The 14,832-nt window shown below is 65.4% G+C and carries 8 protein-coding genes and 2 pseudogenes; 4 read left to right on the top strand and 6 right to left on the bottom strand.

Annotated elements, in window-relative coordinates; all coding sequences use genetic code 11:
• Position 1 precedes the first annotated feature (1 nt).
• From CKW46_RS03510 to CKW46_RS03525, 4 genes and pseudogenes are all read left to right on the top strand, one after another.
• On the top strand, positions 2-757 hold the full coding sequence (locus CKW46_RS03510; protein ID WP_482052823.1) for a 5'-methylthioadenosine/adenosylhomocysteine nucleosidase: 756 nt from the start codon (positions 2-4) through the stop codon (positions 755-757).
• Positions 758-1,114: 357 nt separating this feature from the next.
• On the top strand, positions 1,115-1,600 hold the full coding sequence (locus tag CKW46_RS03515; RefSeq protein WP_011742353.1) for an SRPBCC family protein: 486 nt from the start codon (positions 1,115-1,117) through the stop codon (positions 1,598-1,600).
• A gap of 101 nt (positions 1,601-1,701) precedes the next feature.
• Positions 1,702-2,505: an SDR family NAD(P)-dependent oxidoreductase gene (locus tag CKW46_RS03520; protein ID WP_015354058.1), complete on the top strand. Its 804-nt coding sequence runs from the start codon at positions 1,702-1,704 to the stop codon at positions 2,503-2,505.
• A 150-nt stretch (positions 2,506-2,655) separates the two neighbouring features.
• A pseudogene (locus tag CKW46_RS03525) lies at positions 2,656-5,500 on the top strand (MMPL/RND family transporter).
• A 23-nt stretch (positions 5,501-5,523) separates the two neighbouring features.
• Here the strand turns inward: CKW46_RS03525 and CKW46_RS03530 are convergent.
• The 6 genes and pseudogenes from CKW46_RS03530 to CKW46_RS03555 all read right to left on the bottom strand — a co-directional run bounded on the left by CKW46_RS03530 (position 5,524) and on the right by CKW46_RS03555 (position 14,670).
• Positions 5,524-9,773 (bottom strand): annotated as a pseudogene (locus CKW46_RS03530) (AMP-binding protein).
• On the bottom strand, positions 9,770-10,009 hold the full coding sequence (gene mmaB / locus CKW46_RS03535) for an acyl carrier protein MmaB (RefSeq protein ID WP_041299872.1): 240 nt from the start codon (positions 10,007-10,009) through the stop codon (positions 9,770-9,772). The pseudogene CKW46_RS03530 and the gene mmaB overlap by 4 nt, the downstream one beginning before the upstream one ends.
• Positions 10,010-10,013: 4 nt before the next feature.
• The gene (gene fadD10 / locus CKW46_RS03540; RefSeq protein WP_482052825.1) at positions 10,014-11,609 is read right to left on the bottom strand and encodes a fatty acid--CoA ligase FadD10; all 1,596 of its coding nucleotides are present in this window, start codon (positions 11,607-11,609) and stop codon (positions 10,014-10,016) included.
• 28 nt (positions 11,610-11,637) lie between these two features.
• Positions 11,638-12,192, bottom strand: a complete 555-nt coding sequence (locus CKW46_RS03545) for an FcoT family thioesterase (protein ID WP_015354063.1) — start codon at positions 12,190-12,192, stop codon at positions 11,638-11,640.
• A complete protein-coding gene (gene scoE / locus CKW46_RS03550; protein WP_012392254.1) occupies positions 12,189-13,058 on the bottom strand; it encodes a (3R)-3-[(carboxymethyl)amino]fatty acid oxygenase/decarboxylase in 870 nt (289 codons plus the stop codon). The genes CKW46_RS03545 and scoE overlap by 4 nt, the downstream gene beginning before the upstream one ends.
• 193 nt (positions 13,059-13,251) lie before the next feature.
• Positions 13,252-14,670: a PPE family protein gene (locus CKW46_RS03555; RefSeq protein WP_020785663.1), complete on the bottom strand. Its 1,419-nt coding sequence runs from the start codon at positions 14,668-14,670 to the stop codon at positions 13,252-13,254.
• Positions 14,671-14,832 lie beyond the last annotated feature (162 nt).

Genomic DNA, 14,832 nt, shown 5'->3' on the forward strand with positions numbered 1-14,832 from the left:
GGTGACGATAGGTGTTATCTGCGCGATCCCGCAGGAATTGGCCTATCTGCGCACCAATCTGGTCGCCACCGATCAACAGGAGATCGCCCAAATTTGTTTCTATGCCGGTCAACTGGGGGATCGGCGGGTGGTGCTGACCGCGGCCGGAATGGGCAAAGTAAACGCCGGCCTGGTCGCCACCCTGCTAGCGGACCGATTCGATTGTCACACCGTGATTTTCACCGGGGTCGCCGGAGGACTGGACCCGGCGTTGTCCATCGGCGACATCGTTATCGCCGATCGCGTGGTGCAGCATGATTGTGGGTTGCTCACCGATGACGGACTGCAGCCCTACCAGCCCGGCCACGTCCCGTTCATCAAACCCACCGAACAGCTGGGCTATCGGGTGGACCCGGAACTGCTGGATCGGGTCAAACACCGCCTCGAGGACTTCACCCTGCCAGCGCTGTCGGCCGCCGCCGGGGGCGGAGCCCGCCCACCGCGGATCAACTACGGAACCATCCTCACCGGCGACCAGTATCTGCATTCCGCGCGCACCCGGGACCAGCTCTACAACGACTTTGCCGGCATGGCCATCGAGATGGAAGGCGGTGCGCTGGCTCAAGTATGCGAGTCCTTTGCCATTCCCTGGCTGGCCATCCGCGCGCTCTCCGACCTCGCCGGCGCCGGTTCCGGGCTGGATTTCAATCGGTTCGTCGACGAGGTTTCGGTCAGCTCGGCCCGGATATTGCTGCACCTGCTGTCGGTGGTGGACTGAACCATCCGCGGGTGCGGCTCGGCGCGGGTGGTGCCCGTCGCGACACATACCTGATGTACAGGAAACGCCGCGGCTCGTCGCAGTGACGTATATCTGGGCGCTCGCACATAAGAGGTCTGCCCGAAGGCAGATCCCCGTCTTCTGACGGTGGGTCAAGCAGGCCCTTGCGGGCCTCGCCCAAAAATGGGCTTACTGCACTTCGGACAGACCACCAGGTTGCCCTGGTAACAATCAGTATTTCAGCGACACAACGGCGCGTCGATGGCCAAAGGTCCCCACCAGGATCGGCCCAAAGTCACCTCACCGATTGCCAGCCGCGGTACCCGCGCCGAGCCGGCGCAGTGTTTGGATGGGTAGGTGGTTGATACCGACGCCCCGCTGCCCGACCGCTCCGAACGTGTGGTGAGTGCCACCCGCGAAATTGCGGCCGGCGCGGCGCAAATATTCGAGCTGATCGCCGACCCGTCTCGCCAGCCCGACTGGGACGGCAACGACAATCTTGCCCACTGTGCCGCGGGACAACGGGTACACCGGGTCGGCGATGTCTTCCGCATGACGCTGACCCTGGGCAGCGTGCGCGAGAACCACATCGTCGAGTTCACCGAGGCCCGGTTGATCGCCTGGCGCCCATCAGAACTCGGAAAAACGCCGCCCGGTCATCTTTGGCGCTGGGAGCTCACCCCGATCAGCGGTACCCGCACCCTGGTCACCCACACATACGACTGGACGGAGCTGTCCGACCCGGCGCGGTTCCCCCGGGCGCGGGCCACCACCACCGTGCAGCTGCGCGCTTCGCTGGACCGCCTCGCGGGGCACGCCGAGGCCGCTGCGGCCGGCGACTGATCACCGGGCCACCACCGGGAACCCCGGCCGGCAAATGCCCCGAGTCGGCCCAGTTGCCGCGGCTTTCCCTATCCGGCCCAGTGGGCCGGTACGGTCACCCTATGGCTCTCCCACCACCAGGAAAAGACCGCGCCGCCATCGTCACCGGCGCCTCGTCGGGCATCGGCGAGGAATTCGCCCGGATCCTTTCCCAGCGTGGCTACCAGGTGGTGTTGGTGGCCCGCAGTGCCGACCGCCTCGAAGCCCTCGCGGGACGGTTGGGTTCGGATACCCACCCGCTGCCCGCCGATCTGTCTGTGCGCAGCGACCGCGCCGGCCTGGTCGACCGGGTGGCGGCGCTGGGCCTGGTGCCCGACATCCTGATCAACAACGCGGGGCTGTCGACGCTGGGTCCGGTGGCGAAATCGGTTCCCGAACAGGAACTCAACCTGGTCGAGGTCGATGTGGCCGCGGTGGTCGACCTGTGCAGCCGGTTTCTGCCGACCATGGTCGAACGCGGGCGAGGCGCGGTGCTCAACGTGGCGTCGGTGGCCGGATTCGCCCCCCTGCCCGGGCAGGCGGCCTACGGTGCGGCCAAGGCGTTCGTGTTGTCCTACACCCACAGCCTGCGCGGCGAACTGCACGGCAGCGGTGTTTCGGTGACGGCGCTGAGCCCGGGACCGGTGGACACCAGCTTCGGCGACGTCGCCGGGTTCACCCAGCAGGAAACCGAGAGCTTGCCCAAGATCATGTGGAAGTCCGTCGATCAGGTGGCGCAGGCCGGCATCGACGGTTTGGCAGCCGGCAAGGCCGTCGTCGTCCCCGGTCTTGCCAACCGCATCTCGGCCGAACTGATCCGGGTAACGCCACCGGATTGGATGGGCTCGATCATGGCCCGCATCCACCCCGCCATGAAGCGCCAGTGAGCGCAGCGCAAGGAGTTGTCCTCGAGTTGTGCTTCGGTAGCGTGCGGGCGGGGTGCCCACTTTCGATAGGGTGAAGACCGCGTGAGTACCACACAGTCAGTGCCCGGCCAGACCGGCACCACTGCGGCCGAACGGCCATTTGTCGCCAGGATGATCCGCACCCTCGCGGTGCCGATCATCCTGTTCTGGTTGGCGGTGGTGGTCCTGCTCAGCGTGTTCGTCCCATCACTGGAAGTGGTCGGACAAGAGCGTTCGGTGTCGCTGAGCCCCACCGACGCGCCGTCGGTCGTGGCCCTCAACCGCATCGGCCACGTCTTCAACGAAGGCGAAACCGACAGCGTGGCCATGATCATCCTGGAGGGCGACAAGCCCCTCGGCGACGATGCCCACAAGTTCTACGACGGGCTGATCCGCAAGCTGCGCGCCGACAAGAAGCATGTGCTGAGCATCCAGGACTTCTGGGGGGGATCCGCTGACGGCGGCGGGCGCCCAGAGCAACGACGGCATGGCGGCCACTGTCCAGGTGAGCCTGGCCGGCAAGCAAGGTGAGCTGCTGGCCAACGAATCCGTCGAGGCGGTCCGCAAGATCGTTGACGCCACCCCGGCCCCACCCGGGGTGAAGGCCTACGTCACCGGTGGGCCGGCCATGGCCGCGGATCTACACAAGAGCGGCGACCGATCCATGGCCAAGATCACCCTGACCACGGTCGCGGTGATCCTGATCATGCTGCTGTTTGTCTATCGATCCCCCGTCACGGTGTTCTTGCTGCTCGTCACGGTGGGCCTGGAACTGACCGCGGCGCGCGGGGCCGTCGCGCTGCTCGGCCACAGCGGATTGATCGGGCTTTCCACCTTTGCGGTCAGCCTGCTCACGTCACTGGCGATCGCCGCCGGAACCGACTATGGGATATTCATCGTCGGTCGCTACCAGGAGGCCCGGCAGGCCGGTGAAGACCGCGAATCGGCCTTCTACACCATGTACCGCGGCACCGCCCATGTCATCCTGGGCTCCGGTCTGACCATCTCCGCGGCAACGTTTTGCCTGAGCTTCACCCGGATGCCCTATTTCCAGACGTTGGGCATCCCCTGTTCGGTGGGGATGCTGGTGGCCCTGCTCGTCGCATTGACGTTGGCGCCGGCCGTCCTTGTCGTCGGCGGCCGGTTCGGCGCGTTCGACCCCAAACGGGTGCTGCAGGTACGCGGCTGGCGGCGGGTCGGCACGGCCATCGTGCGCTGGCCGCTGCCCATTCTCGCCGTCACGTGCGCCGTCGCGCTGGTCGGTCTGATCACCCTGCCCGGCTACCGGCCCAGCTACAACGACCGGGCCTACCTGCCCAGCTTCATCCCCGCCAATCAGGGCCTCGCGGTCGCGGACCGCCACTTCTCCCAGGCGCGGATCAACCCGGAGATCCTGATGATCGAGTCGGATCACGACATGCGCAACCCCACCGACTTTCTGGTGCTGGACAAGCTGGCCAAGGGCATATTCCGGGTTCCGGGAATCTCCCGCGTGCAGGCCATCACCAGGCCTTCCGGAACAACCATGGACCACACCACCATCCCGTTTCGGCTCAGCATGCAAAACGCCGGTCAGGTGCAGTCGTTGCACTACCAGCGCGCGCGGATGAATGACCTACTGACCCAGGCCGACGAGATGGCCAAGACGATCGCGCTGACCAGGCGCATGTACGAACTGTCGTCGCAGCTGGCCGACAACACCCACCGGATGGTCGGCGACACCATCGAGATGCAGCAGATCACCAACGAACTGCGGGACAAACTCGCGGATTTCGACGACTTCTGGCGTCCGATCCGCAGTTACCTCTACTGGGAGAAGCACTGCTACGACATTCCGAACTGCTGGACATTCCGGTCTCTCTTCGACGCACTGGACGGTCTGGATCAGATCGACGAGAAACTCGACGTGATGGTCGGTGACCTCGAGAACGTGGACCGGCTGATGCCGCAGATGACCGAGACGTTCCCGCCGATGATCGAATCCATGGAACACATCCGGACCATGATGCTGACCATGCACAGCACCATGTCGGGCATGGTCGACCAGATGACCGAGCTCAGCGAGAACGCCAACGCGATGGGCAAGGCGTTCGATACCGCCAAGAACGACGACTCGTTCTATCTGCCGCCAGAAGTGTTCGAGAACGCGGACTTCAAACGTGCGATGGGAAGCTTCCTGTCGCCGGACGGGCACGCGGCTCGCTTCATCATCTTGCACCGCAGCGACCCCGCCTCGGCCAGCGGCATCGCCAGTATCGACAAGATCCGCACCGCGGCCGAGGAGTCACTCAAGGGGACTCCGTTGGAGAACGCCACCATCTACCTGGCCGGGGTGGGCGCCATCTTCAAGGACGTCTCCGAGGGCGCGAAATGGGATCTTCTGATTGCCGGAATCGCTTCGCTCTGCCTCATTTTCGTCATCATGCTGATCCTCACCCGCGCGCTGGTGGCTGCCGGCGTGATCGTGGGTACGGTCGCGATTTCACTTGGCGCCTCGTTCGGATTGTCGGTATTGCTGTGGCAACACATCATCGGCATGCCGTTGCACTGGCTGGTGATCGCGATGTCGGTCATCGTGCTGCTGGCCGTGGGGTCGGACTACAACCTGTTGCTGGTCTCCCGGTTCAAACAGGAAATCCCCGCCGGCATCAATACCGGCATCATCCGATCCATGGGCGGCACCGGCAAAGTCGTGACCAACGCCGGGCTGGTGTTCGCGTTCACCATGGCATCCATGGTGGTCAGTGACGTGCGGATGATCGGACAGGTGGGCACCACCATCGGTCTGGGGCTGCTGTTCGACACCTTGGTGGTGCGGGCGTTCATGACCCCGGCCATTGCTGCGCTGTTGGGTCGGTGGTTCTGGTGGCCGCTGCGGGTGCGCTCACGACCTGACCGCGGAGCCATCCAGCGAGCCGCCCAGAGCGACACCGAGCCGGCGCCGGTGGAGAGTGCCCCGGCCACCGCCGGGAGTTAGATCGCCGGGACTCGGGTGGAGGGCTAGGCCAGTGCGGGTCTTGGCGGCTGTGCGCACCCTTGCTCCAGCAAGGCCCGCAGCGCCGTTGGCGGTGCGGCGATCTCGGCGACGGTTCCGACTTGCAGGGGGATGCTCGGGTAACCGGCCAGGTATTGCGAGTAGGAGCGCGCACCCAACCTCATGCCGAGGCTGACCCACGCGTCGACCACCAACCACCGTTGCGGATTTCTTCTCGCCCAGTCGCTTTGGTCCAGCCGGTGCTTCCACTCGGCGGCGTCGATTTCATCGAGTGCATAGCCGCTGAGAAGTTCCCGGTATTGCACCGCCGCGCCGCGCACGACGGTGATTCCGTGACCCAGCCCGGCGGCGCCCGAGAATTGCGGCAACAGCCCCAAAATCGCCTGCGCGGCGGCTCGGCCAGTAGTGACCTCTTCGGTCAAAGTCAGGGTCGGGAAGGCACGCAATGCCATACAGGCATCGACCACCGAAACCAGGATGTCGGCGGACTCGCGCAACTGGTAGTCCTCGCCGAGCACCCGGGGCAGGCGCACGATGGTGAAATCCAGAGCCGGCGATGATGCGGCAACGATCAACTCCGCGAGTGATTTTGACGCCGCGTATGGATAGGGCGACATGCGGGGGTCGGTGACTCGCGGCGCGGTGACATCAGCACTGATGACGAACGTCGACAGGTGCACCAACCGCACATCCCGTTGTGCGCACACCTGCGCAACCGTGGAAACCAGCTCAACGTTGGCGGCCCGGAGGCCGCGGTAGGGCACCAGCACGTTGGTGTTGCCGATGCAGTTGATCAGGGACCGTGCGCCGGTGTCGCGTATCAGGGCATCGAGGTCCGCCGCGTCCAACGCTGCGCCGAGTTGTTCGATCCGGATCCCTTCGAGATCCCGCAGGGCCGACCACGGGCCATGCTCGGGGGCTTTGACCTACTGGCCAAAACTATTTCCGGACAGGCTAGTCCGGCCTGCTTGCGCTGCAAGACGGCGCGGGCAAATCCGGTGCCGACAATTCCGGATGCCCCGAGCACGACGATTGGTGCCGCGGCCCGGTCGTGCGGCGGCGGCTCGGCACCCAACGGCTGCGGGGTGCACTGGCTCCCCAACGACACCAGGTCACGCTCGATCGCGGCGGCCGTTTCAGCGTCGAGCCAACCATCGGTCGCGGGCGCGGCCGGGTTTGAGCCCAGGTCGCAAACCAGGTTCGCGGCGGTATCGGCACTGATCAGCTCCAGCACCGAGAGGTGCCGACCGAGATACCTGCGAGTGTCGGGCAGGATCCTGATGAGATCCAATGAGCCGATTCCCGCACCGAGTAGCGATGAGTCCGCAGCGAGGGGCCTTCCGAGGTGGCAACTCCACACGCGCGCGAGGCCGGCCGCGCTCTCGCCGGCCTCGGCGTCCCTTGGTACCGCGTCGGCGAGTTGCGGCAGTGTGTGCAGCCTTGCGCCATCGACCTTCCCATTTGGCTTGCGAGGGATACTCGGCACGGCGACAACAAAGAACGCGGGCACTCCCAGGCTTGCCAGGGCGAGCCCGATCCGTCCCGCGGTCGCACCGTCCTCGGCGGCTTCGCGGGTCCGCTCGGTTTCGAACCACACCCCCAGACGGCCGTCATGAGGCTCGACGGCGACATCGCAGACCGTAGGGTCAGCGCTGATGCGCCTGGCGACCGCGGCGGTGTCGACCCGCTTGCCGGCGACTTTGACGATGGTGTCTTTGCGTCCGGCGAAGACGGGAAAGCCTTCTTCGTCGATGGTCACCCGGTCAGCGGTGGCAAACGCGCGCAGTTGCGATCCGTCGCCGGGGGCCACGGCACCGAAGCTGCTGTCATCGATCCCGAGATATCCGTCGCTGACCAAGGGCCCGGCGATGACCACCTCGCCGAAGGCGATGAACACGGTATTGGGCACCATCGGCAGGCCCACCCTGAGCCGAGTGTGTGCGGCGGCCGCGATGCCGTCGTAGACGATGGGAAGGTGTGTGGCGACCACCGTTGCTTCGGTCGGACCGTAGCTGGAGACAAGTGAGATCGGTGCCAAGGCGGGGGAGTTGACCCACTTGTCGACGGTGCTGGTGCGGATGGATTCGCCCCCGATGACGATCTGGCGCAGCCGCGAACGGCCGATGACGTCGACGGCGTCGCCGTCCTCGCACAGCAGGTGCCACACCGCGGTCGGCAGGTCGACGACCGTCGGCCCCAAGGCGTGGATATCGCGCGCCAGACCGCCCAAGTCGCCGGTCTTCATGGCCGCGGATCGGACCAACTCCGCCCCGCAAACAGCGGCGCCAAAGATTTCCTCAACGCTGATGTCCGCCGTCAAGGGCGCGCATTGCAGGATGGTGTCTTGGCTGTTCCAGCCGTAGCTGGGGCCGATTGCGGCACAGAAGGCAGCGAGTGACCCATGCGATATCCGCACCAGCTTGGGCTGCCCGGTCGTCCCCGACGTGGGCATGATGTACGCCGCCTTGGTGGCCAGCAGGGGATCTCGTGCCACCTGGTCAAGGCGCTGGTCAATGCGCTCCTGCAGGGCGTGATCCGGGACCGCCCCGAGCCGGACCGCGGCCACGTCGACCGGGTGCGCCGAAATCCCTTCACAGTGCTCACCAATTGTCTTGGCTCGTAACGAAAGATCGTCGACCGACTCGCACATGCTGTAGCCGCACCCCGCGAGGTGACAGGCCAACAACAGATCAACGGTCTTATCGGTGTTGTCGTCGGCGCACACCAGCACATCACCGGGCGCCACCCCATGGCACACCAGCCAGCCGACCCACGGGTAGACCTGGCGACGCCGGTCCAGAAACTGGCGCAGGCCCGGTGCCGCATCGACAAACCACGCAGGTGCCGACGGTGGCCGCGGTCGCCCCGCGGTCTCGGTGCGGCAGGGGAGGCCGTCGGCGCCCATCTCGAACCACTCGTTGGCGGTCATGGCGATCGGCTGATCCCACAGCGCCGCCATCGATTCCAACGCCGCGCCGATACGAGCGGCGACCCCGGCGCCGGTGTTGCGCTCGGGCAGATCGGCTCGGTCCCAGATCGCCAGGTTGAGGGTGTGCCGTTGTTCGTCGAGCACGCATGCCACGGTGGTGCCCTCGATCGGGCCGATCTCGGTCGCAACGGGTGCTTCCGACAGGAACGGGCGAAGGCCGGGCGCACATGATTCGCGGATGAAATTCAGCGTCAGGGCCTGCACATGAGAGGTCCGGTTGATTGCCAGATACATTCGGCGGTAATGCTCTTCACGAATCCATCGGCGTCGCACCGCCTTGACGTAGCCGCGGTCAAGGTCGCGGACCACCTCCCGCACCGACGCGAAAGGCCGAAATCGGAGGGCGTGCGCAACCGAGTTGACCAGGCACGTGGCGACATTGAGTTCGGGGTCGCCGAACCGGTTGTCCACGGCGTGCACCAGCAGGCTCTCGGTGCTCTGCCAAAGCCCCGCCTGCACCGCGACCGCGGCCGCCGCCACCAGAACGTTGAGCGGTACTTGTTGAGCCTCCGAGAGGGCACGCAGGGCGTCATAGGCTGGGCCGCAGAGGGCGATCGACTCTTGCAGGACGCCCTTGGCCGCGGCCCCGGAGGTACCGCTGGCGCCTTGCGCACCCCCACCCTGGCCGGCCTCGGCGGTGAGCTCGCGCTGCACGGCGTCGGCTTGTCGCCGTAGTGCTTCGGCCACCTTGGCCGTTTCACGAAGATGCGCGGCCGCCAGCTTGGCCAATCCTTGGCTGAGGGTGGGCATTTCGCCTACCCCGGCGGGTTCGAGGCTGGCCGCCAGAAAGTGCGCCAGATCGGCCTCAATGATCCCGGTCGCCCCGCCGTCAAGCAGGATGTGGTGGGTGTGAACGTCGAGACCGCAAACATTGCCGCCCTCGTCGGTCGAGACGGTATAGCGCACGAGCGGCCTGTCCAGGATGCCCGAAGACCAGGTGTGCTCCAGATCGGCGCCCGGCCCGTCCGGTTGGCCCTGGGCGGCCGAGCGTACGAGCACAAGGTCGCTGAATTGCAGCCGCGGCACCAGCTGTGGGTAGTCCGCGCCCGTCGCGGCCATCTGCAGAACGCACAGCTGAACGGGGTTGTTGAGCACCGATGCTTCCAGCGCGACAAGAAAATTCGACAGCGCCAGCGGGTGAAACCGATAGCGCTTGCCGATCAGATACAGCGCGGGGTCGTTGTCCTGGAGCACCCCGTTGTACAGGTTCTGCTGCGATTTGCTTAGCGGAATGGCCTCCGCGCAGCCTACTTCGGGCGCGGTCACGTAGGACTTTCCAGTTCGGACTGCGACAGCTCCGAAACCCAGCCCTCGATCGAGAGGTTCTCGGCCAATCGGGATGGCAGTTCGGACTCTCGGTCCACGCCCAGCCGCTTCATCAGCAGCACGAACCTGACGGAGTCGAGTCCCAGATCCCTGAGATCGGTAGCGTCGCCGTCGATCAGATCCGTTTCGTCGATGTAGAGCACGTCACAGACGGCGAGCAGGATCCGTTCGCGCACCGGGTCAGCCACCGGTTTGGACCTGATTCGCCGCCGCCGCCAGCGACGTGCGCATCACCTTGCCCGACTGTGTTCGCGGAATCTCGCTGACGATCACGATTGTCGACGGCCGCGCCACCGATTCGGACTCGCGGCGATAGTGAGCCGCAATCGTGTGCTTGAGTTTGCGGGCCGCTGACGCGTCCACGTCGGTGGCAGCTACCACGGCCAGGCCCACCAGCGCCCCGAATTCCGGATCGGGGATCTCGAAGCAAGCGGCCTCGCGGACGCCCGGAACGCCCTCCGCAATGCGATCGACCTCGTCGGGGGCGATGTTCACGCCGCCCGAGATGATCATCTCCGAGGACCGCCCCTTGATGTAGAAGAAACCATCCTCGTGGCGCTCCAACAGATCGTCGGTGTTCACCCAGCCGTCGATCAGGACCTCTTGGGTACGTTGAGGATTGCTCCAATACCCCAACATGTTTGCCGGCGACTTGATCCACAGCGTGCCGAATGACGCGGAAGGGCCGGCGCCCGGGGCGTTGGGGCCGGCGCCGTCCGCTTCGTCGTCGGCCGCCAGATAGACCTCCACGCCGGGGTAGGGGCGGCCCACCGCGCCCGCCTCGATCTTGGCAATCGAGCCATCGTCTGTCGGCAAACATAAAGCTGTGCAGCCTGTTTCGCTCAGCCCGTAGACCTGTGCGGTGCGAACACCGGTGGCTTCGATGAACCGCACATCGGCGGCGATCGCCCGCGAACCGCCGTACCCGAGTAGCCGCAGCGATGGAACCGTTGTAGCCGCGGACTTCAACTCCGAAACCAGTTTCGAAAGCAGGGTCGGCACCAGGCATGTGGTGTTGACGGCGTTGGAGTTCAGAATCTGCATCAGCGAAGGGGTGTTCTCACCACCGGTGATGCACAACCCTCCACGCATCAAACAGGTAAGTATCCACCACAACCCACCGATGTGGGTTGCCGGCAGCGGGGAGTAGGTGGTTTCGCCGTCGACCCAGGTGACCCAGTTGAGCCCCTCGTTGCGCAAGATGTCCGGTACGGCGAAGAAGGTGCGGTTGGCCAGCAGCACCGCCTTTGGTTCGCCGGTGGTGCCGCTGGTGAAGATCATCGCCAGCGGATCGTCGGCGCCAAGCCCGGGCTCGGTCGCCGGACGATCCGTATCCGGCGAATGGGCGAACTCCCCGGTGCCAGAGCCGATGTCGACCCGGATAGCGGGTATCGCGGCGAGGCCTTCGGGTAGCGACGAGGACCCGACCTTGCTCCCGGGCGCGATCAGAACCGCGACGGGGTCGGTGATCTGACAGAACCGATCGATGGTTGCCGGCGGAAGATTGCCGTCGGCCATCACGGCGATGGCACCAAGCTTCGCGCAGGCCAGCACCGCTAGGTAGGTCTCGGGTCCATTGTCCGAGATAACCAGTACCCGTGATCCTCGCGATGCCGACTGCGCACGGAGCGCGCCGGCGTAGCGATCCACTTCGGCGGCCAGCTCGCCATATGGCAGCGCACTCGTGCCATCGCAGCGGCGTAAGGCGATCGCCTCGGGCCGCCGCTGAGCCTGCTCGATGATCCGTTCCAGCACGGTAGCGGGTAAGTCGGACATAGCTCTAAAGCGCTTTCCTTCCGGCGATCTAGGGGATGTTCAGGGCCGCCAGTTCGACCTCGCCGGAGGCGGCTCCACCATCCTCGTCCCAAAACTCGATGGCGCACGGTACCAGGAGATAGCGCCACGTCCGTTGGACAACCTGCAGATTCCGGCATTGCAGCCGTGCGGAGAATTTCGCGGGGTTGATGGGCCGGTTGAAACGTGATGACGAGTTCCTGATGAACATGCTGGCGAGTTGATGCTGGAAGTAGTCCTCCAGCGACCAGCCCCGCAGTTGCGGAATCTCCTCGTTGGCAACGGCGGGGGCGAAGGCGCTGTATGCGAGTTGGTTGAAGCAGAGAATCAGTTCAACCGCATTGAAGTGACCGGTGCTGCGGATATAGGCGGACTCGCTGATTGTGAAATTCCCATAGGCCAGCACCGAATCGTCGTCGGCGTGGTACCGGGCGTCGAGCAGGTAGCGACACCCCTTGTAGGAGTAGGGCTCGAGAACCCGGGCGAGCAGATCCACGGCGATCGCAGTGGTGCCGGCGGACTCGACAGCGGCGTGAGCGGGCGAGGTCAAATCGGTGGTGCTCATGCCGGATAGCCCGGCGTCTCGAGACCATCCAGCATGGTCAGGCGGTAGGTCGTGAGGGTGCCCGAGGCCGTCCCGTGCTTTGCCCGGTGCATGAGAACTCGGTTGTCCCACAAGATGATGTCGCCGACTTCATAGTGCTGGGTGTGGATGAACGGCGAGTTGTATTCGGGATCGAGCTGTCCGGTCGCGGCCAAGAGTTCGGCCAGCACGGCCGGATCAACCAGGTTGCCGTCCTTGTCCTCGATCTTGGTGGTGCCCGTCGCGCAGATGTAGAGAATCTCTTCGCCGGTCTTGGGGTGCCTGATGACTGTCGGCCACTTTATCGGGGGAGTGGCGCGGCTGATTTCATCCCAGACTTCTCCGATAGGCCGGTAGACGTCGCTCGGGCGGATCTTGATGTGCCGCCGGGGATCGTGGGTGCTGAGGGTTCCGCGGGCCGGGGCCTGCTGGGCGGCCGGGAGTGACTGCCAAACCTTGGCCAGGTCGATGAAATAGGTTCCGCGGTCGTGGCCGGGCACCGCAAGCGGCAACACCATGGAAAACGCGAACGGTTCCGGCATGAACATGTAGTCGATGTGCCAGAACGCGCCGGTCTTCGGAACCCCTTGGCCCTCCTCGGTGGAGGAGACAAAGATCTCCGGGTGATCCTCGTGGTGGTACATGGGTTCGTAGTAAGGAACGATCTGTCCGACGATCTTGCCGAGCTTTAGGAATTCCTCGGGCGACGGGTTGACGTCCTTCAGGATGACCAGCTTGTTCGCATAAACGATGTCACGGATCTCGTCAGTGGTTATGTCGTCCAGGTTTTTTGGGTCGACCCCTGTGATTTGTGCACCGAGTCCCTCGCCTTTCACGTTGAGCGTCATCGGCCGTCTTCTCCTCGTTCATTTCGCTGCTGCTTCGGACAAATTTCTGGGACTGCGCCAAGCCGGCGTCGGCTGCCGCACGCAAACGGGTCTTCGGCGTCCCTGGTGGTGGCGATCCGGTGGTACCTCCTGATTGGGCGCTGCGATGAGTGCGGCTACAGGAGGAGTCGGATGCGGTGATGAAAAGTTCCCCCTATTCGCCTTCCGGTCTTCCTTCGGAGTCGTTGGTCCAGGTGGCGGGCAGCAACGGGACAGCAGTGCTGGTGCCGTGCGACGACAGCCGGACCATTCCCGCGGCGGCACCGTCGTGCGACGCCGCGGTGCCGGTAAGGCCGAGCGGACCGGCGCCCTGGCTGCTCGGGCTGGGGGCGGGCTCGGCGGTGCCGGGAGCATCGATGGGCGAATCCATGGTGGCCGGTTCTTGCAGGAATTCGTCGCGGTAGCCGCGCACCCCCACCCTGTTCTTGCTGCGCTTTCTGCGACTGGCTCGGCTGCTGCTCAGCGCGGCTGGAGCGGCGGCGCGGGTGGTGTCGGTGGCGGTGGCGGCCGCGCCGCTGGTGGCCCCGGGGCCCGAGCTCACCCCCGGGGGTGCGGGGCCCAACACCGCGTAGCTGATCGCGGGTGAACTGGGCGGGCTGCCGGTGGGGGCGGGGGAGGGGGCGCTGGGTGCGGGGCTGGTGGCTTGTGGGCTTGGCGGGGCGAACGCCGACGCCGCCGGCGTCAGACCAACGACCGGTTGCGGGCCGGCCAGGTCGGCCACACTGCGCTCCGCGGGAGCGGCAACGGGTGCCGTTATCGGCGTTCTGTTCGCCAGGTAGGCCAGCGCACTCAAGGCGCTCAACGCGCTGAGCGCGGGAGTGAAGAAGGGAAGCAGTAGCAACCCGTACGAGGCGTAGTACGGGTACCAAAGAAAGTCGTATAGCTGCAAAGCGATGATGGCGAGGATGACCGCGACCGCCGGGCTGAAGCCCATCCGCTGGAAAAACTCCAGGAAATACTTGTACGGATCGGCAAGGAAACTCAGGATGTCCCTCAACAGCTGACCGATCCAACTCCCGATGCCCGACGCGGCGGCCTGGCTCTCGCCGCCGGGCCGCAGGATGGACGGCGCCGGTGGCGTGGGTGGTACCGCCGCGGCCGCGACCTCACTGACTGCCTGATAGGTGGTCATGGTCTCGGCGGCTTGAACCCACATGCGGACGTAGTCGGCCTCGTTGAGCGCGATGGGGATGGCGTTGATGCCGAAGAAGTTGGTCACCACCAGCACGCCGTGGATGGCGTGGTTAGCGGCCAGCTCTGCGAGCGTGGGCATGGCGGCTACGGCGCTGCTGTAGCCGGCGGCCGCGATCCTGTGCTGCGCGGCGGTTACCGAGCTATCGATCGCGGCCTGCTCCAGCCAGATCAGGTAGGGGCCATGCGCGGCCAACCACTGGTGGGCGGCGTATCCCTGCCAACTGGTGGCTTGAACCTCGGCCAGTAGCTGGGTCAACTCGACAACGGCAGCGCTGTATTGCGCGCTCAGCTCTTGCCACTGTGCGGCGGCAGCAAGCAGCGGTCCCGGGCCTTGGCCCGCGCTCAACAGGGCCGAGTGCACCTCGGGAGGTATGGCCATCCATATCGGGGCGGTCAGGGCTTACCCTCTCCTGCGTAAGCGTGGTGCGCGCGCCGTGGGCGGGCTGACGCTGGTTGGCTTTACCAGGGTTAGTCGGGGCGAGTGAGCAAAAAGTTCCCACCGTGGCGGCCGTGGTTCTGAATCCGGGTTGGGCAGGTCTTG

This window comes from Mycobacterium liflandii (genome assembly GCF_022354805.1).
GTDB classification, from domain to species: Bacteria; Actinomycetota; Actinomycetes; order Mycobacteriales; family Mycobacteriaceae; genus Mycobacterium; species Mycobacterium marinum.